The organism is Aliidiomarina minuta (genome assembly GCF_003987145.1).
GTDB lineage: Bacteria > Pseudomonadota > Gammaproteobacteria > Enterobacterales > Alteromonadaceae > Aliidiomarina > Aliidiomarina minuta.
In genome coordinates this window covers 1,435,018-1,457,900 of the sequence record NZ_PIPL01000001.1, presented here as the reverse complement: position 1 = coordinate 1,457,900, position 22,883 = coordinate 1,435,018, and the positions used below count along the sequence as shown (strand labels likewise).

General features: G+C 50.0%; 22 protein-coding genes. 19 read left to right on the top strand and 3 right to left on the bottom strand.

Annotated features, from left to right (window positions below; genetic code table 11):
• The first annotated feature begins 22 nt into the window (after positions 1 to 22).
• The 4 genes from hisS to der are packed head-to-tail and all read left to right on the top strand — an operon-like array spanning position 23 to position 4,590.
• The gene (hisS, locus tag CWE09_RS06955) at positions 23 to 1,300 is read left to right on the top strand and encodes a histidine--tRNA ligase (RefSeq protein ID WP_126803255.1); all 1,278 of its coding nucleotides are present in this window, start codon (positions 23 to 25) and stop codon (positions 1,298 to 1,300) included.
• A gap of 14 nt (positions 1,301 to 1,314) precedes the next feature.
• A complete protein-coding gene (locus CWE09_RS06950) occupies positions 1,315 to 1,932 on the top strand; it encodes a YfgM family protein (protein WP_157982830.1) in 618 nt (205 codons plus the stop codon).
• 3 nt (positions 1,933 to 1,935) lie between these two features.
• Positions 1,936 to 3,126 carry an outer membrane protein assembly factor BamB gene (bamB, locus tag CWE09_RS06945; protein ID WP_126803253.1) on the top strand — a complete coding sequence of 397 codons (1,191 nt, stop codon included), beginning with the start codon at positions 1,936 to 1,938 and terminating at the stop codon, positions 3,124 to 3,126.
• A gap of 21 nt (positions 3,127 to 3,147) precedes the next feature.
• Positions 3,148 to 4,590, top strand: coding sequence for a ribosome biogenesis GTPase Der (gene der / locus CWE09_RS06940; protein WP_126803252.1), 1,443 nt, complete (start codon positions 3,148 to 3,150; stop codon positions 4,588 to 4,590).
• A 52-nt stretch (positions 4,591 to 4,642) separates the two neighbouring features.
• Here the strand turns inward: der and hslO are convergent, their stop codons facing one another.
• Positions 4,643 to 5,512 (bottom strand): Hsp33 family molecular chaperone HslO, encoded by an 870-nt coding sequence (gene hslO / locus CWE09_RS06935; RefSeq protein ID WP_126803251.1) that lies wholly within the window; start codon positions 5,510 to 5,512, stop codon positions 4,643 to 4,645.
• An 8-nt stretch (positions 5,513 to 5,520) separates the two neighbouring features.
• Positions 5,521 to 5,919 (bottom strand): ribosome-associated heat shock protein Hsp15, encoded by a 399-nt coding sequence (gene hslR, locus CWE09_RS06930; protein WP_126803250.1) that lies wholly within the window; start codon positions 5,917 to 5,919, stop codon positions 5,521 to 5,523.
• 108 nt (positions 5,920 to 6,027) lie between these two features.
• Between hslR and gspC the strand changes: the two genes are divergently transcribed.
• The 13 genes from gspC to CWE09_RS06865 all read left to right on the top strand — a co-directional run bounded on the left by gspC (position 6,028) and on the right by CWE09_RS06865 (position 18,185).
• On the top strand, positions 6,028 to 6,930 hold the full coding sequence (gene gspC / locus CWE09_RS06925) for a type II secretion system protein GspC (RefSeq protein ID WP_198679653.1): 903 nt from the start codon (positions 6,028 to 6,030) through the stop codon (positions 6,928 to 6,930).
• A 9-nt stretch (positions 6,931 to 6,939) separates the two neighbouring features.
• Positions 6,940 to 9,075, top strand: coding sequence for a type II secretion system secretin GspD (gene gspD / locus CWE09_RS06920; RefSeq protein WP_126803248.1), 2,136 nt, complete (start codon positions 6,940 to 6,942; stop codon positions 9,073 to 9,075).
• 3 nt (positions 9,076 to 9,078) lie between these two features.
• On the top strand, positions 9,079 to 10,572 hold the full coding sequence (gspE, locus tag CWE09_RS06915) for a type II secretion system ATPase GspE (RefSeq protein WP_126803247.1): 1,494 nt from the start codon (positions 9,079 to 9,081) through the stop codon (positions 10,570 to 10,572).
• Positions 10,573 to 10,575: 3 nt separating this feature from the next.
• Complete coding sequence (gene gspF, locus CWE09_RS06910) at positions 10,576 to 11,796, top strand: type II secretion system inner membrane protein GspF (RefSeq protein WP_126803246.1); 1,221 nt, start codon at positions 10,576 to 10,578, stop codon at positions 11,794 to 11,796.
• Between the two features lie 3 nt (positions 11,797 to 11,799).
• Entirely contained in the window at positions 11,800 to 12,234 is a 435-nt protein-coding gene (gspG, locus tag CWE09_RS06905; RefSeq protein WP_126803245.1) for a type II secretion system major pseudopilin GspG, read from the top strand.
• Positions 12,235 to 12,239: 5 nt separating this feature from the next.
• Complete coding sequence (locus CWE09_RS06900; protein ID WP_126803244.1) at positions 12,240 to 12,800, top strand: pilus assembly FimT family protein; 561 nt, start codon at positions 12,240 to 12,242, stop codon at positions 12,798 to 12,800.
• The gene (gene gspI / locus CWE09_RS06895; protein ID WP_126803243.1) at positions 12,797 to 13,156 is read left to right on the top strand and encodes a type II secretion system minor pseudopilin GspI; all 360 of its coding nucleotides are present in this window, start codon (positions 12,797 to 12,799) and stop codon (positions 13,154 to 13,156) included. Before CWE09_RS06900 ends, gspI begins: the two co-directional genes overlap by 4 nt.
• Positions 13,153 to 13,770: a type II secretion system minor pseudopilin GspJ gene (gene gspJ, locus CWE09_RS06890; protein ID WP_126803242.1), complete on the top strand. Its 618-nt coding sequence runs from the start codon at positions 13,153 to 13,155 to the stop codon at positions 13,768 to 13,770. Before gspI ends, gspJ begins: the two co-directional genes overlap by 4 nt.
• Positions 13,767 to 14,765 carry a type II secretion system minor pseudopilin GspK gene (gene gspK, locus CWE09_RS06885; RefSeq protein ID WP_126803241.1) on the top strand — a complete coding sequence of 333 codons (999 nt, stop codon included), beginning with the start codon at positions 13,767 to 13,769 and terminating at the stop codon, positions 14,763 to 14,765. Before gspJ ends, gspK begins: the two co-directional genes overlap by 4 nt.
• On the top strand, positions 14,758 to 15,963 hold the full coding sequence (gspL, locus tag CWE09_RS06880; protein WP_157982829.1) for a type II secretion system protein GspL: 1,206 nt from the start codon (positions 14,758 to 14,760) through the stop codon (positions 15,961 to 15,963). Before gspK ends, gspL begins: the two co-directional genes overlap by 8 nt.
• Positions 15,960 to 16,469, top strand: a complete 510-nt coding sequence (gene gspM, locus CWE09_RS06875) for a type II secretion system protein GspM (protein WP_126803239.1) — start codon at positions 15,960 to 15,962, stop codon at positions 16,467 to 16,469. The genes gspL and gspM overlap by 4 nt, the downstream gene beginning before the upstream one ends.
• Positions 16,469 to 17,209, top strand: a complete 741-nt coding sequence (locus CWE09_RS06870) for a type II secretion system protein N (RefSeq protein WP_126803238.1) — start codon at positions 16,469 to 16,471, stop codon at positions 17,207 to 17,209. Before gspM ends, CWE09_RS06870 begins: the two co-directional genes overlap by 1 nt.
• A gap of 73 nt (positions 17,210 to 17,282) precedes the next feature.
• Positions 17,283 to 18,185 carry a mechanosensitive ion channel family protein gene (locus tag CWE09_RS06865; RefSeq protein ID WP_126803237.1) on the top strand — a complete coding sequence of 301 codons (903 nt, stop codon included), beginning with the start codon at positions 17,283 to 17,285 and terminating at the stop codon, positions 18,183 to 18,185.
• Here the strand turns inward: CWE09_RS06865 and xseA are convergent.
• Positions 18,182 to 19,549, bottom strand: coding sequence for an exodeoxyribonuclease VII large subunit (gene xseA, locus CWE09_RS06860; protein WP_241974314.1), 1,368 nt, complete (start codon positions 19,547 to 19,549; stop codon positions 18,182 to 18,184). The two genes, CWE09_RS06865 and xseA, sit on opposite strands and share 4 nt — an antisense overlap.
• Positions 19,550 to 19,664: 115 nt before the next feature.
• Here xseA and guaB point away from each other — a divergent pair, with 115 nt between their 5' ends.
• Together guaB and guaA are read left to right on the top strand one after the other, a co-directional pair.
• Entirely contained in the window at positions 19,665 to 21,131 is a 1,467-nt protein-coding gene (gene guaB, locus CWE09_RS06855; protein ID WP_126803235.1) for an IMP dehydrogenase, read from the top strand.
• Positions 21,132 to 21,249: 118 nt separating this feature from the next.
• Positions 21,250 to 22,827 (top strand): glutamine-hydrolyzing GMP synthase, encoded by a 1,578-nt coding sequence (guaA, locus tag CWE09_RS06850; RefSeq protein WP_126803234.1) that lies wholly within the window; start codon positions 21,250 to 21,252, stop codon positions 22,825 to 22,827.
• Positions 22,828 to 22,883 lie beyond the last annotated feature (56 nt).

Genomic DNA, 22,883 nt, shown 5'->3' with positions numbered 1-22,883 from the left:
TTGACTGCAGGATAAGCACATCGTGGCCAAGCAAATTCAGGCAATTCGTGGAATGAATGACATACTGCCAACACAGAGCAATCGCTGGCAGTATCTGGAAACAAGTATTCGCAATGTGGTGGCCAGTTATGGTTATCAGGAAATTCGTATGCCAGTGGTTGAGCAAACTGATTTGTTTAAGCGCTCGATTGGCGAAGTGACTGACATTGTCGAAAAGGAAATGTATACCTTTGAAGACCGTAATGGTGACAGCCTGACCCTGCGTCCTGAGGGAACGGCCAGTTGTGTGCGCGCCGGTAACGAGCACGGTCTGTTATACAATCAGCAACAGCGCCTGTGGTATATGGGCCCCATGTTTCGTCATGAGCGGCCACAAAAAGGTCGTTATCGTCAGTTTCATCAGGTTGGAGTTGAAGTATTTGGCCTGGATGGGCCGGATATCGACGTTGAAGTTATTTTAATGACTGCCCGTTTATGGCGGCAGTTAGGCCTTAGTGAGTATCTGACGCTGGAACTTAACTCACTGGCGTCAAATGAAGCCAGAGCTACTTATCGTGAAGCTTTGACTGAGTATTTAAGTGCGCATAGCGAGTTACTCGATGAAGATAGCAAACGACGCTTGCATAGCAATCCATTGCGTATTCTGGATTCTAAAAACCCAGCGATGGCAGAGATGCTGGCGAAGGCGCCGCAGCTGTCTGAATACTGGGATGAGGAATCGCGACTTCATTTTACCGCGCTTTGCGAGCGCTTAGATGCCGCAGGTATCTCTTATGTGCATAATGAGCGGCTCGTACGCGGCCTGGATTACTATAACCGTACTGTGTTTGAATGGGTGACTGATAGCCTGGGAGCCCAGGGAACCGTATGTGCCGGTGGACGTTATGATGGTCTGGTCGAGCAGCTTGGAGGTAAGGCTACGCCTGCTGTAGGTTTCGCGATGGGGCTGGAACGCCTGGTATTGATGCTGGAACAACTGGATGCCGTTGAGTTACCGCGAGAAGTCGATGTTTACCTGGCGGCCATGGGCGAAGGGGCGGAACTTCCGGCATTGAAAATTGCCGAACGCCTGCGAGATGACTTTCCTGCTTTACGCATCATGCAGCACTGTGGTGGTGGTAACTTTAAAAAGCAGCTGAAACGGGCCGACAAGTCCGGCGCTGTGGTAGCCTTGTTACTTGGCGAAGACGAAATAAAAGCAAATACAGTAAGTGTGAAGTACTTGCGTGAGGACAAGCCTCAGCAACAGCTAAGCTGGAACGAGCTAAGCACAGTTTTAACAACTTTAGACGACAAATAAAAGAGGATTTCCCGGTGGAAGACGAAGATCAACAGGTAGAACAGATAAAGAAATTTCTGCGTGAGTACGGTATCTGGATTGGCGCCGGCATAGTGATCGGATTAGGGTCGCTATTTTCCTGGCGTGCCTGGCAGGCGTCAACTATTGATGACCAGCATCAGAGAACTGCCGCTTACGAACAGGTTAGTGAGCGTTTACAGCGTGGTGCTGACGACGAGACCATGCAACTGGCTGATCAGCTTCTGAATGAAATGGACGATACTAGTTATGCGGTGGTAACCCGGTTACAGCTAGCGCAACAGGCAGTCCGTGACGGAGAGTTGGAACGCGCTGCTGACATTTTATACAAGGCTCATGAGCAGGCCGGAGAGCCAGTGGTCAAAGCAATGGCACTGGTACGTCTGGCGCGAGTGCAGATGTCACTGGGCGAGCACGATGCCGCACTAACTACATTACAGCAGGACGTTCCGCAAAGTTTTAAAGGGCAGGTTGCTGAAGTCCGGGGTGATGTATACCTGGCTCAGGGCAATCATGGTGAAGCGCGAAGTGCTTATCAGACTGCAATAAATGAAGGCGATGCATCGGTGTCACCTGCGTTGCAGATGAAATTCGATAACCTGGCAAGCGAGTAATCAATGAAGTATTTGGTATGGCGGAACTGGCTTTCTGCCGCTGCAGTTGTAGCTGTTTTAGGCGCTTGTTCAGGTACCCCTGAACCTGATTATGCTGAATTACAGACTTTTGATGAACAGGTCACCCCTAGTATTGCATGGCGAGCCAGGGTCGGTAGCGGCAGTGATGAGTACTTTAGTCGTTTGCGGCCTGCCTACAGTGATGGCGTGCTTTATGCCGCGGATCGACAAGGTCAGATAGCTGCATTTAATGCTGAAAATGGCGACCGCTTATGGCGCACCAGTATAGCGCCCGATAAACCTTTTTCGCTATTTAGTGTTTTCCGTAAAGGTCCTCCCGCTCGTATAAGCGGAGGTCTGGTGGTAGCGGCTAATGGCCTGTATCTGGGTACTGAAAATGGCGATATTTACGCCCTGGATAAAGAGTCTGGTGAGGTTCTCTGGCATCGCCAGGTTCCGGGTGAAGTGTTAGCTGAACCTGCCGTGGGTGATGGATTTGTCATTGCTCACCTGGGTGATGGTTCGGTGATCGCACTGGATGCCCGGGATGGCAGCCAACGCTGGCTGCATGAAGAAGATGTCCCTACTTTATCATTACGGGGTACTTCGGCGCCGGTCATAGAGACTGGTGGTGTTCTGGTTGGCACTAACAGCGGTCGCGCTATTGTGTTAATCCTGGAAAATGGTCAGCTGGCCTGGGATGAGCGTATTGTAACCCCAACGGGCAGCAGTGATCTGGAACGCATGGTAGATATTGATGCGACACCGGTAATCCGTGGCGATACGGCTTACATGCTGGGTTATAATGGTGAGTTGGTTGCACTTGAATTACGCACTGGTGAGACAATCTGGAAACGTGATTATTCAGGTTATCGGACCCCTCAGGTGACGAGTACCCGTATATTTGTCACCGACAGCAACAGCCATGTCATTGGTCTTGACCGATTGAATGGTAACGAGCGCTGGCGCAATGATCAGCTCTATAACCGGAGTCTGACGGAAGCTACGGTCATGCCGCGACATGTAGTGGCAGGTGACCGCTTCGGCTATCTCCACTGGTTTGACCGGGATGATGGGCAGATAGTAGGTCGTATGGAGCTTAGAAATGAATCTGTTCAGGTGGCTCCTGTGCGTGCAGGTGATTACCTGATTGTGCAAACCGTTCGCGGGCGCATACTGGCAATACAACAGTAACCTTACAGGAAAGGATTTAGTATGCTTCCGGTGGTAGCACTGGTAGGTCGCCCTAATGTGGGCAAATCTACTCTATTTAATCGTCTGACCCGTACCCGGGATGCTCTGGTGGCAGATTTTCCAGGGCTGACCCGTGATCGTAAGTATGGTCAGGCTAATTATGACGGTTACCATTTTATCGTCATTGACACCGGTGGTCTTCAAGGTGATGAAGAAGGACTGGATCTGCGTATGGCTGAGCAGTCCTTGCAAGCCATTGATGAAGCAGATGTGGTGCTTTTTCTGGTCGATGCTCGGGAAGGTGTGACGGCCTCTGATCAGTCTATTGCTGAGCATTTGCGACGTCAGGAAAAATCAGTCTGGGTTGCAGCGAACAAGGTGGATGGGCTGGATGCGGATAGCGCCGCCGCAGATTTTTATCAGCTGGGGCTAGGCGAGGTCTATCATATAGCTGCCGCTCACGGGCGAGGTATAAATCAGCTACTGCAACGCACGTTGCAGCCATTAGCCATCGAATACCCGGATGTATTAAAAGTCGACGAAGAATTACCTGAAGACGACGAAGGCCTTGTTCGACAGGCTGAGTTTTACGCTGACCAGCCGATCAAACTGGCTATTGTAGGCCGTCCTAATGTGGGCAAGTCAACACTGACCAACCGCCTACTGGGCGAAGACCGAGTGGTTGTTTTCGATATGCCTGGCACTACCCGCGACAGTATTTATATTGATATGGAACGGGATGATCAGAAGTACACGATCATAGACACTGCCGGAGTGCGCAAGCGCGGCAAAATAGATTTAGCGGTAGAAAAGTTCTCGGTAATTAAAACCCTGCAGGCAATTGAGGATGCTAATGTTGTCATGCTGGTCATTGATGCACACGACAATATTGGTGATCAGGACCTGAGCCTGCTTGGATTTGCGCTGAATGCAGGTCGTTCGATTGTTATTGCCGTCAATAAGTGGGATGGAATGGACCCGGATGCTAAAGAATGGTTGAAAGTGGAACTGGATCGGCGTCTTGGTTTTGTTGATTTTGCCCGCATGCATTTTATCTCAGCTCTGCATGGCACTAACGTGGGTCATTTATTTGGTTCTGTTAAAGAAGCCTATCATAGTGCTACACAGCGTATTAGCACCTCCCAGCTGACTCGTATTATGGAAATGGCGGAAGAAGAACATCAGCCGCCTTTAGTACGCGGACGTCGGGTCAAGCTTAAATATGCTCATGCAGGTGGTTATAATCCGCCGTTGATAGTCATTCATGGCAACCAGGTAAAGTCATTGCCGAATACCTATAAGCGTTATTTAATGAATTATTTCAGACGCGCTTTGAAGGTTATGGGTACGCCCATTAAAATCGAATTTCGTGAAGGTGAAAATCCTTATGAAGGTAAGAAAAATAAACTGACTTTGTCACAGCAGCGTAAGCGCAGACGACTGATGCGGCACGTTAAAAAGTAAACACAAAAAGGCCAGCATGATTGCTGGCCTTTTTGCATGTGCATATCTGCTTTTACTGAGTATGCGTCGGCGGCTGATGCCCCTGAATAGCGGCTACATCCTCTTCATTGTAACGATATTCGGTCAGACAATAATCACAAGTCAGCTTAATCTCGCCATCTTCCTGCAGAATATCTTTTAGCTCTGCAACGGGTACACTATAGAGTGCCTGCATGCTCTTTTCATGAGAGCAGCCGCAATGAAAACGAACTGGCATTGCCGGGAAAAGGTGCACGTCCTGCTCATGATACAGGCGATGCAGAATCTGGGTGCCTTCCAGTGTCTTCAACTCTTCGCTACGAATGGTATCTGTTAGTGCTTCGAGATGCTGAAAACTGTCGTCATCCTGCTCTTCGCCAGGTAATGCCTGAAGCAACATACCGCCGCAGAAATCGGCATCGGCGTGTAGCCAGATACGGGTCCTGAGCTGCTCCGACTGAGCAAAATAACGCTCAATCACCTGGTTAAGCTGGGTGTCTTCGGGGCGAACTTCGACGACCCCTTGATAACGCTCACCCTGAGCTGGGCTAAGGGTAATAATAAGGTAGGCTTTGTTGCCGGTCAGGCCACTAAAGGTGTCATCCATAGGTTCGCTGGTTAACCGCGCCAGGCCGCGTAGTTGCTGGTCATGACTGCCATTAACTGTCATGAAATTAAGACAGCCGTTACCCTGAACCTGTAAATTAATATGACCTTCAAATTTGAGTGTCGCTGTTAACAGGCTGGCAACCGCCATTAATTCACCGAGCATCTGTTGAACGACCGCCGGGTAGTTATGGCCTGCGGTTAAACGCTGGTAACTTCCTGTTAATTGCACCAGCTCACCCCTTACCGGAAGCGAACCAAAAGTATAGCGTAATAAGCTGTCGCCTGAATCCAACATTGAGACCTCTATCGGTTTTTAAATTTGATTAACTGGCGTCGCTGTTTTTTATCCGGACGCCCGTCAGGGTGGGGATTATACATGGCATTAGCTTTCCTTGCTGTAGCATTTTCTTCGCGCTTTTTGATGCTCTGCGCAGTTTCTTCATACAATAACTGAGCCTCTGGAGCGCTGCGTCGTTGTTCAGAAAGTTGCAACACTTTTACTTCTATACGGTCATACCCTTTGGGAACAACAATAGTAGCTCCGATTTCAACTATTTTGGCGGGTTTTGAACGTTGTTGGTTATAGCTTATTTTGCCTGCTTGAACGGCCTGACGCGCAAGTGCTCTGGTTTTGAAAAAGCGGGCAGCCCATAACCACTTATCAAGTCTCACTTTTATATTATTTGTGGATTCAGAACTCATACATTTGTCCTACAAGCGTTGAATAATCTGTTGACTATTTGTTGTTGTCTAGGGTAGGCCGCGCTAGAATGTCCGGCCAAATGAAATAAAACAATGATTATAAAAGCAGTGCTAACAATACAATCACAGATTAAAGATTTTATCACGCCAGCGAGACTTCGGGGCAGTGCATTAGCACTGGCCGCCACTCTTGCTGTGCTAGCCGTATGGTGGCTGGCTCAGTTGACCTGGCAATTGCTGACGCCTACTGCTGCTGTGGTTGCGGGAAGTTATAATCAGGCGCCAGTAGCTCAGGTGCAGACGTTAGAAATTAACAGTATTAAACAATTGAAGCTGTTTGGTGACCGTGAACAAGAAGCACGAGCACAAAGCGAGCAAATAGACGCGCCACAGACCACTCTTAATATTAGCCTGGTGGGGCTGACTGCCAGCGGAAACCAGCTATTGTCTGCTGCTATCATTGAGCAGGGTGGTAATCAGCAAACTTATATTATCGGTGAGCGTATCGCGAATAGCCGCGCAACTTTGGAAGCTGTTTTTAGTGACCGGGTAATACTGGACAACAGTGGTCGGCGCGAAGCTCTTTATCTTGAAGGGCGTGATGGGTATGAAGCCCAGCTGCAGGTGCAGCAGTCGACTCCGGCGCCAGGACGACGGGAAACACAAAGTGAAGTTGTTAACCTGGAAGAGAATGAAGAATTAAGCAGAGCTCTGAGTGCGGTGCGGGAAAATCCGACTGAGCTGCTGGAGTTTATAAATATCTCCCCAATTAGTAGTGACGGACAGATTACGGGCTATCGTTTGCAGCCACGCCAGGATTCTGAGCTATTCGCTGCGGTTGGTTTACAGCCAGGCGATATAGCTATTGCTATTAACGGCTATGACCTGACGGATACCGCGCAGGCTATGGCGGCCATGAGCGAAATACAGGATGCGGCAAGCGCTATTGTGCAGGTCCGCCGCAATGACGACATAATTGATTTGGAACTTCGTGTTCCCAGCCAGCAGTAGGTGCAATTGATGAATTTGATAAAAGCAATAACAGGAGCCCTGCTAGCGGCTACATTAGCGACTTCGGGCGCTTTATCCGCGCAGGAACAGGAAGAGTTTTCGGCCAGCTTTAAAAATACTGATATTAATGAATTTATTCAGGCAGTAAGTCGCAACCTGGAACGAACCATTATTATTCATCCTGAAGTGCGTGGGCGCATTAATGTGCGCAGCTATGATGTGATGACTGAAGATCAGTATTATCAATTTTTCCTGAACGTGCTGGAAGTTTATGGTTACGCCGCAATTGAGTCTGACAACGGCGAACTAAAAGTTATTCGTGACCGCGATTCCAGAAATGCAGCCATTCCTGTGGTTGATGACGACGAATCGGTGGGCGCTACCCTGATTACCCGGGTGATACCGGTAGAGAACGTGTCGGTTCGTGAGCTGGCACCTTTGTTACGCCAGTTAAATGATCAGTCCGGTGGCGGTAACGTGGTTAGTTACGATCCTTCTAACGTGATTATGATGACGGGTCGTGCATCAGTAATTAATCGTCTGGTACAAATCATTGAGCGCGTTGACCGGGCGGGTGATCAGGATGTAGAACGTATCGAATTGCAGCATGCATCAGCAGCTGAAATGGTGCGCATAGCACAAAGTATTTTTAATCCTCAGGGCTCGTCGGGCAATACGCCGGAGCTGCTACTCCCTCGTATTGTCGCTGACGAACGCACCAACAGCGTGTTGGTGAGCGGCGAGCCGCGGGTACGAACTCGGGTAAGACGCTTAATTGAAGAACTGGATGCAGAACTTGAAAGTACCGGTAACACCCAGGTTTTTTATCTGAAATATGCGCAGGCTGAAGACATGGTTAATGTACTGCGCGGCATGAGCGATACCATTATTGCCGAAGAACAGCGGCAGAGCAGTGGTGGCAGTAACGGATCGGGTCAGCAGCGAGGTGCTCAGCAAGGTCGTGGCATGATGGGAAATCAGGTCAGCATAGAAGCCCATGAAAGCACCAACGCTCTGGTGATAACAGCGCAGCCGGATATGTTGCGCTCTTTTGAAGGTGTTATTCGCCAGCTAGATATTCGTCGTGCTCAGGTATTGGTTGAAGCTATCATTGTTGAGGTATTTGAGGGTGACGGTATTAATTTTGGTGTGCAGTGGGCAAGTGAAGACTTTGGCCTGATGCAACACACCAATGGCAATCAGGTTCCTTTAGGGCAATTGGGTGTGGCTGCCGAAGCAGCGCGCACGCAGCGTGGTAGTGAGACGGTTCGTGTCGACAATGCGGGTAACGAGTTCACCACCCGGGAGCCGGATCGCCGGGGTGATTATTCAATGCTGGCGGGGCTGCTGAGCCAGGCAAACGGCCTGATGCTGGGGACTGCACGAGACGGTTGGGCAGCGGTTGTTCAGGCCGTGTCTACAGATACCAACTCAAATATTCTGTCGGCGCCAAGCATTACTACGATGGACAATCAGGAAGCGAATATTCTGGTAGGGCAGGACGTGCCCACGTTAACCGGTTCTACGCCGGGCTCAAACAATGAAAATCCCTTCCAGACCATTGACCGTACCGAAATTGGTATACGTTTGCGGGTCACACCGCAAATCAATGAAGGCGACTCAGTACAGCTGAAAATTGAACAGGAAGTTTCAAGCCTGGCAGGTGCTACTGCAGTAGACATTACCATTAATAAACGTGAATTGAATACGACGGTGCTGGCCCGTGATGGCGAAACCATTGTACTGGGTGGCCTGATCGACGAAGACGTACAGGAAAGTCTGTCTAAGGTTCCAATTCTGGGCGACATTCCTATTCTTGGACACTTATTTAAGTCCACCAGTGTGACCACCAGAAAACGTAACCTGATGATATTCATCCGACCTACCATCATTCGTGATGACTATCTTATGGACCAGTTAAGCAGTCGCAAATACAGCTATATCCGGGCGCAACAGATATCACAGCGCGAACAAGGGTTGTCACTGCGTCAGGACTCACGCATTCCGGTATTGCCAGAATGGGAAGAGCATAAGTTGTTACCACCAGGTTTCGAACCTTACCTGGAAGACGACCGTGTTGAAGAAGAGCCACCTGAACGGAATGAAGAACAGGATGAAGAACGGGATGAAGAGGAAGAGGAGTAAGACATGACGGAAGCTTCCGCGACTCCTATCTTCACTCGCCTGCCATTTGCTTTTGCTAAGCGTTATGGGGTTGTGCTCATGCAGATGGAAGAGCAGGTGGTGGTGCATTGTCGCCCTTCGGTGACGCCTCATGCGTTACATGAAGTACGACGTTTACTGGGTCGTGCTTATAAAGTGGAACGCCATTCTGAAGCGGAGTTTGAAGCCTTACTGACCCGAGCTTATCAGCGCGACTCTTCGGAAGCGAAACAGCTGATGGAAGATATCGGAAATGAAGTCAATTTATTTTCATTAGCAGATGAAATGCCGCAAACCGAGGACCTGCTGGAAAGCGAAGACGATGCGCCGATCATTAAATTGATTAACGCGATGCTCAGCGAGGCTATTAAAGAAGGTGCTTCAGATATTCATATTGAAACCTTTGAGAAAGACCTGCTGGTGCGTTTTCGTATCGACGGTGTATTGCGTGAAATCCTGCGTCCCAACCGTAAACTGGCATCTTTGCTGGTATCGCGCATTAAAGTCATGGCACAGCTGGATATCGCCGAGAAACGACTGCCGCAGGATGGTCGTATTTCTTTATTAATTGCTGGTCGGGCTGTCGATGTGCGGGTTTCTACGATGCCTTCGAATCACGGTGAGCGGGTGGTGTTGCGGCTGCTGGATAAAAATAATGCCCGCCTGCGTTTAAAGCAATTGGGCATGACAGAAAAAAATCGTGAAATATTTGCTGAACTTATTCATAAGCCACACGGTATTATTCTGGTTACCGGGCCTACCGGGTCAGGTAAGAGTACAACCCTGTATGCAGGTCTCAGCGAAATTAACTCCAAAGATCGCAATATTCTGACCGTCGAAGACCCTATTGAATATGCTATTGACGGTATTGGTCAAATGCAGGTCAACGCGCGGGTTGATATGACCTTTGCGCGGGGATTACGGGCCATCTTGCGGCAGGATCCAGATGTAGTCATGGTAGGTGAAATACGTGACGCCGAGACTGCCCAAATTGGTGTCCAGGCCAGTTTAACCGGGCACCTGGTGCTTTCGACATTGCATACGAATACTGCGGCCGGTGCTATTACGCGTCTGGAAGATATGGGCATCGAGCCTTTTTTATTGTCATCCAGCCTGTTGGCAGTGGTGTCGCAGCGACTTGTACGTACCGTATGTCCGGTCTGTCGCGAAGCGTATCAGCCTTCAGCAGAAGAACGCGAACTGCTGGGGTTGGCGGTCGATCAGGAAATTGATGATATTTATCGTCCGGTTGGTTGCGATAAATGCAACCACACGGGTTACAAAGGACGTACAGGTATTCATGAAATGCTGGTAGTCGATGATCAGATTCGTGAGCACGTGCACAATGGTAAGGGTGAACAGGCGATCGAACGATATGCCCGCACGCGCTTTCCCAGCATCCGTCAGGATGGACGGGATAAAATTTTACTGGGTATCACCACGCTGGAAGAAGTCATGCGTGTGACCCGCGAGGAATAATACATGGCAGCTTTTGAATATCAGGCCATGGATGTCAAAGGAAGGCGTAAAAAGGGCGTACTGGACGGGGACACCGAGCGTCAGGTTCGACAACAGCTGCGTGAACAGGGTCTTATTCCACTGACAATAAGCGAAGCAGGCGCGGACCAGAAAGGGCCGCAGAAGAGACGCAGCTTTTTCCAGCCACGGGTCAGTGCCAGCGATCTTGCTTTGATTACTCGCCAGCTGGCAACCCTGGTGGCTTCCAGTTTGCCGTTGGAACAAGCTTTGCTGGCGGTTGCAGAACAAACTGAAAAACCACGCCTTCAGCGTATGCTGATGGCCGTTCGCAGTAAGGTGGTTGAAGGTTATACGCTGGCCGAAGGCATGCGTGACTTTCCGCAGATTTTCGACGAACTGTTTTGCGCTATGGTAGCGGCCGGGGAAAAGTCAGGGCACCTGGATGAAGTCCTTAATCGCCTGGCTGACTATACGGAACAACGACAGCAAACCCGCAGTCAAATCCAGCAGGCGTCGGTTTATCCCGGCGTTTTGACGGTAGTAGCTCTGGCGGTAATTATCTTTTTGCTGGCCTCTGTAGTACCTGAGATTGTTGACCAGTTTGCCGATCAGGGACAGGAGTTGCCCGGTGTGACCCTGTTTCTGATTGCGATCAGTGACTTTATCCGCGACTACGGGCTGCTACTGGGGCTCGCTATACTGTTAAGCATTGTGCTTTTTAAGCAGGCACTGCGAAAGCCGGCTTTTCGCTATAAGGTGCATCGTAAATTGCTTTTCATGCCGTTTTTTGGACGTATTATAAGAGGCCTGAACACAGCACGCTTTGCCCGTACTTTAAGTATTTTAACCGCTTCCGCGGTGCCTTTGCTGGATGGCTTGAAAATAACAGCTTCTGTGATGAGTAACCTGCGTATGCGGGAAGTGGTTGAAGATGCCTGTGATCGGGTGCGCGAGGGTACCAGTCTGCGGGCATCACTGGCGCACAGTAAGTTATTTCCACCGATGATGTTACATATGATTGCGTCCGGTGAAAAAAGTGGTGAACTGGAACAAATGCTAAAACGTTGTGCTGATAATCAGGACAACGAGTTTGCGGCCTTAGTGAATGTCAGCCTTAAAATATTTGAACCAGCTCTGATTGTGAGCATGGCTGGTATCGTGTTATTCATTGTACTCGCCATTATTCAGCCGATACTGGCGCTTAATCAACAGGTAGGTTTTTAAACTATGAAGATGCAAAAACAACGCGGTTTTTCATTACTGGAATTAATGGTAGTTCTGGTCATTCTGGGAATCCTGGCAAGTATGATAGTACCCAACGTCATGGGCAGCCGTGACGAAGGTGAACGCCAGAAAGTAATTTCGGACATAGTAGCGCTGGAAAATGCGCTGGATATGTATCGTCTGGACAACGGTATTTACCCGACTACTGAACAGGGTCTGGACGCATTGGTTAATGAACCGCGTATGGACCCACAGCCGCGACGCTATCGCCAGGGTGGTTATATACGCCGTTTGCCACGCGACCCCTGGGGCAATGACTATCAGTTACTGAACCCGGGTCAGTACAATAATATCGATATATTTTCAGCAGGTCCGGATGGTCAGGCAGGTACTGATGACGACATTGGTAACTGGAATCTGGATGAATACCAGAATTAAAGTTTATGCATAACCTGGCCAGGCATCAGCAACGTGGCTTTACGTTGCTGGAAATAATGATAGTGGTACTGCTGCTGGGGATAATGGCCGGCGCTGTGGTGTATACCATGCCGCCCCAAAGAAGCGGCAGTTCAGCTCAGGATGCCGCGGTTGTATTTAAAGAGAAAATCAACCACGCCCGGCAAACCGCATTGTTACGAAACTGGGTGATAGGCGTTGATATTAAAGAAAGCGGATATACCTTCTATCGCTGGTCTCAGGGCCAGTGGCAGTTACTTAGCGAACCACCCTTGCAGGAAGTTCAGTTACCTGAAGACCTTGCTATGGAATTGCAGCTCGGCGACTTCGCCATACTGGATAATATTATTGACGGTGACCGCAGCGCTGTTTTTGCACCAGGTGATCGTGATCGCGATGAAGACAGACCTCAGCCAGGTTTATTGATATTTGAAAGTACCGATTTCATACCGTTTCAGGTTGCCTTTCATCCGCTTTTTCAAGGCTATTCCTACTGGGTTGATGGCAATGATGGTCTGCATACCCTGCTGGTGACGGAAGAGCCATGAAAGATAAAGGTTTTACCCTGATTGAAGTAATGCTGGCTATGAGCATCTTCGCCATGGCTGCGCTGGCGGCGTTGCAGGTGTCCAGTGAGCACTTGCGTAGTATTGGTTACCTGGAGCAGCGTACCTTTGCCACTATGGTGGCTGCCAACCGCATGGCCGAAGTTCATTACAGCGATCGTTGGCCTCCGCAGAACGAGCAATCCGGTAGCGCTGAGTTGGCTAACCGTACCTGGTATTGGGAACAGCAGGTGGTGGAAACGGTGACCAGCGATTTACGCGAAGTGACTATTATCGTGCGCAGTAGTGAAGATGGGCCGGAAGAGTCTCGCTTAAGCGGCTTCGTGGGGCGACGATGAGAACTAGAGGTTTCACGCTGGTGGAGTTGCTGGTAGCTATGCTCATTTTTGCATTGATCGGCCTGGCCAGTTATACGGTGCTGAGTCAGATGACTGACAGCGATGCGCGCAGTAAAGAACGACAGCAGGCACTTAATGAAGTGCAGTTTGCCATGTTAATGCTGGAACGGGATGTACGCCAGATGGTGAGACGCCCGGTACGTGCAGTGCCGCAGGAGCAGCGTGATATATTTGTGCTCTCAGACGGCCGTACTCTGGATAGCGATATGGACGGACTGGCTTTTGTCAGGGCGGGCTGGAGCAATCCCAATGCACAGCTACCTCGTTCTACTTTACAACCAGTTTTATACAGGGTACGCGATAATGTGCTTCAGCGTATTTATAATACCTATGTTGATGATGTTAGCGCGCGTCCTTATGTGCAGGATTTACTGCATGGGGTAGAGGATTTCCGGATAGCTTATTTGCATGACGGTGAAAGTATAAATACCTGGAACAGGCCCGGTGAACTACCGCAAATCGTTGTAGTGCAAATTACTCTGGAAGAGTATGGCTATATTGAGCGCCTGTTTCTGACCTCGGGTAAGGCACAGTTGGAGGCAGCAACACCATGAGTATTTGTGCACGACAACGGGGCGTCGCTCTGGTCATGGTATTGCTGGTAATAGCACTGGTGGCTGTTATTGCGGTCAGCATGGGGGGTCGGCTGAAAGGCCAGATTGACCGCGTGATGGCAGTGCAGCAGTCAGAACAAGCCTATTGGCACTGGTTAAGTGCCGAAGAACTGGTGCGTCAGGTATTACTGGCCGAGCAGGAAGAAGATGAAACCATACATCTGAATCAGAACTGGGCGACTCAGCAGGGACCTTACCCGGTAGAGGGCGGATATATAGCAGGTACTGTGTATGACCTGCAGAGCTGTTTTAATCTGAATGCTATGTTTCGTGACCCGAACGACACCGCGACTTACGAATTAATAGATGAAAGTTATCGTGCTTTGCTTGAAGCTCTGGAGTTTGATGAGTACACAAGCCGAAGACTGGCGGCTACACTGACTGACTGGCTGGATGAGGATAATCAATTGATCAATCAGTACGGAGCTGAGGATGCGGATTATGAATCTTTGCCGCGGCCTTATCAGGCCGCCAATGCGTTGCTTAATCATGTTTCTGACTTACGTCAGATTCAGGGCTATACACGCGAAGTTTACGAAGTGATCAGACCCTATGTGTGTGTGATTCCCGGAGTGGCTGAGTGGCAGCCCAATATTAATACCATTGACGCGGAACAACCTGAGTTATTAAGTGCTGTGTTTGGTGGTCGTCTGGACGTACAAAGTGCCGCTAATGTGTTGGCAGCTCGTCCCGATGATGGTTTTGCGGCTACCGACGAAGTGATAGACCAGCCTGAAATACAGGCGATTGATCCAAACTCAACCAATGCACCACCAGGTAGCGATATGTTGAGTGTAACGAGTGAGTATTTTGAATTACGTGCAGCAATTCAGTATGGTGAGATAGAATTTTTCGCCGTTTCTAAGCTGCAGGTAAGAGAAGGCGAAGCAAGGACCCTGCATCGCTCACGGCGAGGATATGACTGGAATGACTAAAACTTTAATAATACGCTTAGCCGGACAATATCAGCGCAATGTGCCCTGGTTGTTATGGGACCACCACAACAACGCTGAGCTACAAAGCGGTACCCTGGAATCGGCAGCGGAGCTTGGGCAACTAAGAAGTGTCAGTCAGGGAGCCCGCCTATTGGTACTTTGCGCCAGTACTGAAATTGCTTTTCATACTTTACAGCTCCCCCCTGGTTCGCGCCGACATCTGGCGCAGGTAGTACCTTACGCACTGGAAGAAGAGCTGGCGCAGGATATTGCTGAATTACATTTTTGCTGGCGTATTCCTGCCCAAAAAGATGCCCCTTTACCGGTAGCGGTAGTGGCTAAAAAACAAATTGCAGAGTGGCAGAGCTGGCTGCATGAAGCCGGTCTTGAATACCAGGAAATTATTCCCGATCTTTATATGCTACCGATGACTCAAGACGAATGGAGTGCGGTGCGCATTGACGATGATATTATCGTGCGACATGAAAAATGGCGTGGTTTTGCTATCGAAGCCGGTCTTTTTGCCGAGCTGGCTGGGCTTTTTAGTGATGAACTGGAACCACCGCAGCGTATACGCTGCTGGGGCGAGGTAGAATGGCCGCACGCTCCGTCTGAACTGGTGTCAGCTGAGGAAACCAACCCTTTATCACTGGCTTTGAATATACCCGCAGCCGGTTGTATTGACCTCATGCAAGGCGACTTTAAAGGGCGTCAGAAAAAAAACAACCAGTGGTCAATCTGGCGCTGGCCAGCTATTGCGGCCGCAGTGTTACTTACTTTGGTTTTTGCTGAAAAGGGGCTTTACCGGTTGCAATTACAGCAACAGCACAGCCAGTTGACCGCTGCTATTGAGCAGACTTATCGCGATGCATTTCCGGATGAGACCCGGATAGTGAATGTGCGGGCTCAGCTTACCCGGCATCTGGAGCAACTGCAGGGTGGCGGTGGTCGTAGTGATGTGTTGCGGCTATTGCAGCAATTGGCTCCGGCTTTTGATGCCAGCGAACTGGAAGTTACGCTGTTACAGTTTGACCGCAACCGCAATGAACTCAGAGTGCAGGCAAATGCCGAGAATTTTCTCGCTTTTGAGCGTTTTCAGGAACTGGCCCGGGAACAGCAATTGGATATCGAACAGGGGCAATTGACCAGTCGCAGCGGGCAGATAGCAGGAACGCTAATTATACGGAGTGGCTCATGAAAAAGCATATACAGGCCTACAGAACCCGCGCCTTGCATTGGTGGAATCAACGCGAGACTCGCGAACAGCGACTGCTGGCAGGACTGAGCCTGGTACTGATTATCGCTTTCTTCTGGTTTGTGGTGTGGCAACCGTTACAGCAAGGCATTGAACAGACTGAACGCAGTGTGGCGGTACAACAGGAAACATTGCGCTGGGTCAGCGAAAATACACAGCGGGTGAAGCAGTTACGGGAACAGGATACGCCCCAGGTTAATGCGCTGAGCAGCAATCAGTTAACTCAGTACATCAACCAGGTCAGTTCCGAACTGGAGCTGGAGATATCGCGTATACAGCCTCAGGGTGAAGCGCTGCTGATAGTTTTTAATGAGGCTGACTTTGATGATTTTCTGGAGTTTCTTGCCGCTCTTGCTGAGCGGCAGGTGCAGATCGATGTGATGGATTTGGCGGAAACCGATGAAGCGGGCGTGGTGCGTGTACGCCGTTTGCAAGTGAGGGCTGGTTAGTGAATAAATGGGGCATTATTGGGTTACTGGTATTTATCTATCTGGTGGCTCTGGTGGTATTGTTACCCGCACGTTTTGTGCTGCAGTTTGTACAGCCGCCAGCTGAAGTCGAATGGGGCGCTGTGTCGGGCAGTATATGGTCAGGACAAATCGGTACCTTACGTGTGCAGGATATCACCCTGCGCGAGATAGACTGGCGTTTGAGTCCGCTCGCACTGGTGGTGGGGCGCGCTCAGGTGTCACTTCACATTGGTGATCACCCGGACAATATAATAACCGGTCAGGGAGAGCTGCGTATGAGTTCTTCCACGCTTGCAGTTGAAGCCCTTAATCTGCATGGGCGAGTGGCTGATTTGGCGACTTTGAGCCCGGTGCCCAGCCCCTTTGCGCTGCAGGGGGAGTTCTCCCTGAACCTCACTCACTATCAATGGGGGCAGCCGCTGTGCAGTGAACTCAATGGTCAGGTACAGGTTAACAATGCCGCCCTGCAAATAGGACGTAACTGGGAAGAACTGGGTGACTTCAATGCTGATCTGAACTGTGAAAATGGGCGTATTATAGCGCTGTTAGACGATGCTAACCGACTGGGTTTAACCGCAGATGCGGAAATCTGGGCGCAGGGTGCACGCGCTGAATTCAGTATTAATCCTCCGCCGGAAGCACCCAGAGCCATTCGTAACCTGATGGACGTTTTACCGCCTGAAGCACGTCAGACTCAACGTTTAAACTTTACCTTCTAATCATGTCCTGACTTGCATGGCTTTCGTCTTCGGGTAAGCTGATATTCATACTCAGATTTTATAAGGATTTTTCATGAATGATGTGATTCTCTGGTTTCAGGAAAATCAGGCCGGTATTTTTTATTATGTGGGCCGCCTGCTTATTGCCCTGATGATCATTGTTGGTGGTTTTGTGATTTCAAAGGCCATTGGCCGCACCATGATACGGCGTCTGGATAAGAGCCAGATAGACAATGCCGTAGTATCCTTCCTGGTCGGTATACTGCGTACCATTATCGTAGTAGCTGCCTTGTTGATGGCGTTGTCTCACGTTGGCATTCAGACCACCTCTTTTATCGCCATTCTGGGTGCGGCGGGTTTAGCCGTAGGCCTGGCTTTACAAGGTTCACTATCTAACTTTGCGTCTGGTGTGTTGATTATGATTTACCGGCCTTTTTATTCCGGTGACTATGTAGAAGCGGGCAATATTGCGGGCACAGTACTGAGTATTGAGCTTTTTAACACGGTATTGAAAACACCGGATAATAAGGTAGTGACAGTGCCGAATTCGCAAATTACCAATAGCCCCATCACTAATTACTCCCGGCAGCCAACCCGGCGGGTTGATATGGTTATTGGGGTGTCTTATGCCGCGGACCTGAAGAAAACCAAAGAAGTACTGATGCAGGTTATTAACGAAGATGAGCGTGTATTGCCGGATCCCGAACCAAGAGTGGCGGTGACTGAGCTGGGCGATTCTTCGGTTAACCTGATTGTGCGGCCCTGGGTGGATAGCGCTGATTACTGGCCGGTGTATTGGGATATGATGGAAAAAATCAAAATCCGCCTGGATGAAAACGGTATTGGCATTCCCTTTCCGCAGATGGACGTGCATTTGCATCAGGCGGGCAGCGATGAAGGGCCAATACGTATTCAGTCAGTTCTGAGTGACAAAAATGCGGCAAAAAATACTGCGACAGATAACGAGCAGCATTAATTTTTCTCTGACGAGCTGCTGATCACCTGACTTAGCAGTTCGCCATCCGCCAGTTTGTTACGGATAGTAGCGCCGGGTTTTACTTGCCCGGCGCTTTTGATCACCTCGCCTGATTCGGTAAAGCTGATGCTGTATCCCCGACTCAGAGTTTCTAAGGGACTGACGAGTTGCAGTGCATGCGCATGACGGGCCGCCTGTTGTTGTTTTTGCTGCAGTAACTGGGTCATAGCACGTTGCTGGCGCTGTATCAGGCCCTGTAACTTCTCATCCAGTCGCTGCACGTCTTTGCCTGGCTGTTTTTGCCACAGGCGTTGCTGCAGATTTTGCTGGTGCTGCTGCTTAAGCGTCAATGCCCGTTGCCAGCTCTGTTGCAGGCGCAGCCGGTTATCATCCAGGCGTTGTTGTTGCTGCTGCAACTGTTGTTGTGGATGCAGTGGTTGTAAGCGTTGTTGCAAATAACTTTGTTGCTGTTGCAGCTGTTGCAGATAACTGCGCCATGCGCGCCACAGACGTTGCGCCATTTGCTGTTGTTGCTGGCGCAGGTGACTGCGATCACGACTGACCAGTTCAGCTGCAGCCGATGGAGTGGCGGCCCGTAAGTCAGCGACAAAGTCTGCGATGGAGAAATCCACCTCATGGCCAACCGCTGCGACTACGGGTAGGCGGCTGGTAAATACAGCACGGGCCAGGGTTTCGTCGTTAAAGCACCATAGATCTTCCAGAGAGCCACCGCCACGGGTCAGTAGTAGTACATCCACCTCATTACGCCGGTTGGCATCGTTGAGTGCCATCAGCAGCTGCCCAGGGGCATTCTCGCCCTGTACCTGGGTGGGGTAGACAATAACTTCAACAGAAGGGTCGCGGCGTGCCAGTACGGACAATACATCATGCAAGGCGGCGCCAGTGGGAGAGGTGATAATGCCTACCTTGCGAATCTGCTCTGGCAGCGCCCGTTTATGTTCACTGGCAAATAAACCTTCTGCCGCCAGTTTCGTTTTTAAGGCTTCAAACTGCTGCTGCAGTAATCCAACGCCGGCATCTTCCAGATGTTCAACAATTAACTGGTAATCACCACGGGGTTCGTAAAGAGCAGGTTTAGCGCGTACCAGTACCTGTTTACCGGACGCTACTGGAATTTGTACGTTACGATTGGCGTTTTTGAACATGGCGCAGCGCACCTGAGCGCGTTCATCTTTCAGCGTAAAGTACCAGTGACCGGAAGCCGGTGCAGAAAAATTGGAAACTTCGCCCACTAACCAGATTTGGCCAAAGTGACCTTCCAGCAATCTACGCACCGCTACGTTGAGTTTAGATACGCTGTATATGGTCTGGCTGCCGGAATCCGGGGGTGTTGAATTAAACACAAATAAGCCTGCCTGCTGATAAAAATAAAAAACTAGTTTACTGGAGGCGGCGAGATGAGTAAAATACCGCCGCAACATTGATCCCGCTCCTTCCTGTCATTAGAGAGATGTTGCTATGCTAAGAATTGCTCAAGAAGCCCTGACTTTTGACGACGTTTTACTCGTCCCTGGTCACTCGACTGTACTTCCTCATACTGCTGACTTAAGAACACGCTTAACGCGCAGCATTGAGCTCAACATCCCTATGGTGTCCTCTGCCATGGATACTGTGACCGAAGCCAACCTTGCCATTGCTCTGGCGCAGGAAGGCGGTATTGGTTTCATTCATAAAAATATGAGTATCAGCGAACAGGCTGCTCATGTGCGCAAAGTGAAAAAATACGAAAGCGGCATTGTTTCTGACCCCGTGACCGTAACTCCCGATATGACCATTCAGCAGGTTAAAGCACTGGCTGCCGAACATGGTTTTCAGGGATTTCCTGTGGTCAAAGGCAACCGCCTTGTGGGTATTGTAACCGGCCGCGATACTCGTTTTGAAGATGATAATCACAAGAATGTGTCTGATGTGATGACCCCTGAAGAGCGCCTCGTCACTGTTAAAAGTAATGCCAAAAGTGAACAAATCCTGGCCTTAATGCATCAGCATCGCATTGAAAAAATTCTGGTGGTGAACGACGACCATAGCCTGCTGGGCATGATTACGCTGAAAGATTTTGAAAAAGCAGCGAATAAACCTATCGCCTGTAAAGACGAGCAGGGCCGTCTGCGTGTCGGCGCCGCCGTTGGTGTGGGTGCTGGTACCGAAGAACGGGTTGCCGCTTTGGTGGATGTCGGCGTTGACATTATTTTAATCGATACTTCCCATGGCCATTCGGAAGGTGTTCTCGAACGGGTTCGCTGGGTACGCAAGAACTTCCCTGATATCCAGATTATTGCTGGCAATGTGGCCACTAAAGATGGCGCTATCGCGCTGGCAGACGCCGGTGTGGATGGTGTTAAAGTCGGTATTGGTCCGGGTTCTATTTGTACCACCCGTATTGTGACCGGCTGCGGTGTTCCGCAAATCACGGCTATTGCGGATGCCGTTGAAGCTCTGCAGGACCGTGATATTCCAGTTATTGCCGATGGTGGCATACGTTTCTCTGGTGATATCGCCAAAGCTATAGCTGCCGGCGCTAGTTGTGTGATGGTAGGCAGCATGCTGGCTGGGACCGAAGAATCGCCAGGTGAAGTCGAACTCTACCAGGGACGTTATTACAAGTCCTACCGTGGTATGGGGAGCCTGGGCGCTATGAATCAGAGCCATGGCTCGTCAGACCGCTATTTCCAGAGCAGCAATCAGGCGGAAAAACTGGTTCCTGAGGGCATTGAAGGTCGGGTTGCTTATAAAGGCCCTATGGCCACTATTATCCATCAGCAAATGGGCGGTTTACGCTCGGCAATGGGGCTTACCGGTTCCGCTGATATACAGACGTTACGTACTAAACCGCAGTTTGTTCGGGTGACTTCGGCAGGTATGGGTGAATCCCATGTGCATGATGTGCAAATTACCAAAGAAGCACCGAACTATCGTTTAGGTTAAAATCGCACGCTCGCTTCTGCGCGATATCTGAAAATCGTAGGGCAGGCTTTGCCTGCCGCCACGCTACATCTGATGGCAGGCCGCGCCTGCCCGAAATGAAATTAAAACGAGAGAACACATGACCACTGATATTCATCAACACCGCATTCTTATCCTCGATTTTGGTTCACAGTACACGCAGCTTATCGCGCGTCGCATTCGTGAAATTGGCGTGTATTGTGAACTCTGGGCCTGGGACGTCGATGCTGAAGATATTAAAGCTTTTAATCCGCAGGGCATTATACTTTCCGGCGGTCCGGAGAGCGTACCTGAACCCGGTTCACCCCGAGCTCCAGATTACGTGTTTGAAGCGGGTGTGCCTGTGCTTGGTGTCTGTTATGGCATGCAGACTATGGCGGCTCAGCTCGGTGGCAAAGTATTAGGTTCCGACGAACGTGAGTTTGGTTATGCGCAGGTTGAGCGTGTCAGAGAAAGTGAGCTGTTCAAAAACATCGAAGATGCGGTCAGTGAAGACGGCAAGCCGCTGCTTGATGTGTGGATGAGTCATGGTGATAAGGTAATTGAAATTCCGGCCGGTTTTGCCACAGTCGCGCGCACTAAAACCTGCCCGCATGCGGCTATGGCCGACACTGAACGTCATTTTTACGGTATCCAGTTCCACCCGGAAGTGACCCATACCCGTCAGGGGCTGCGCATGCTAGAGCATTTTGTCTATGACATCTGTGGTTGTGAAAAACTATGGACGCCAGCGACTATTATTGATGATGCGATTGAACGGATTCGTGAACAGGTCGGCAAAGACAAAGTCATTCTGGGCTTATCCGGTGGTGTTGATTCTTCGGTCACTGCGATGTTGCTGCACAAAGCCATTGGCACTCAGTTGACCTGTGTATTTGTAGATAACGGCCTGTTGCGTTTGAACGAAGGCGATCAGGTCATAGAAATGTTTGGCGACCATTTTGGCCTCAATATTATTCGTGTCGATGCCGAAGACCGCTTCCTTGACCAACTCGCCGACGTTACCGACCCGGAGTTGAAACGTAAAGCCATTGGCCGGGTGTTTATTGAAGTATTTGACGAGCAGGCCAGCCAGATTAAAGATGTCAGCTGGTTAGCCCAGGGCACCATTTATCCGGATGTCATTGAATCAGCAGGTTCTAAAACCGGCAAAGCTCACGTGATCAAGTCGCACCATAATGTGGGCGGTTTGCCTGCGGACATGAAAATGTCACTGGTTGAGCCGTTACGTGAGTTATTCAAAGACGAAGTGCGCAAAATCGGTCTCGAACTGGGTTTGCCGTACGACATGTTGTACCGCCATCCGTTCCCTGGTCCTGGTTTGGGCGTACGTGTGCTGGCGGAGGTGAAAAAAGAATATTGCGACCTGCTGCGCCGTGCCGATGCGATTTTCATTGAAGAGCTACGTAACTCAGGTTGGTACGACAAAGTCAGTCAGGCCTTTGCTGTGTTCCTGCCGGTGCGCTCGGTGGGTGTTATGGGCGATGCCCGTAAATACGACTGGGTGATTGCCGTTCGGGCTGTAGAAACCATAGACTTCATGACAGCGCGCTGGGCCCACCTGCCGTATGAATTACTGGAACGGGTGTCTAACCGCATTATCAATGAAATCAGTGGCATCTCCCGCGTTGTTTATGATATTTCTGGTAAACCGCCGGCAACTATTGAATGGGAATAGTCTCTGCTCCATTGGTTGAGTGACTAGCGATTAGCCGCGGCATACCTAAATGGTGT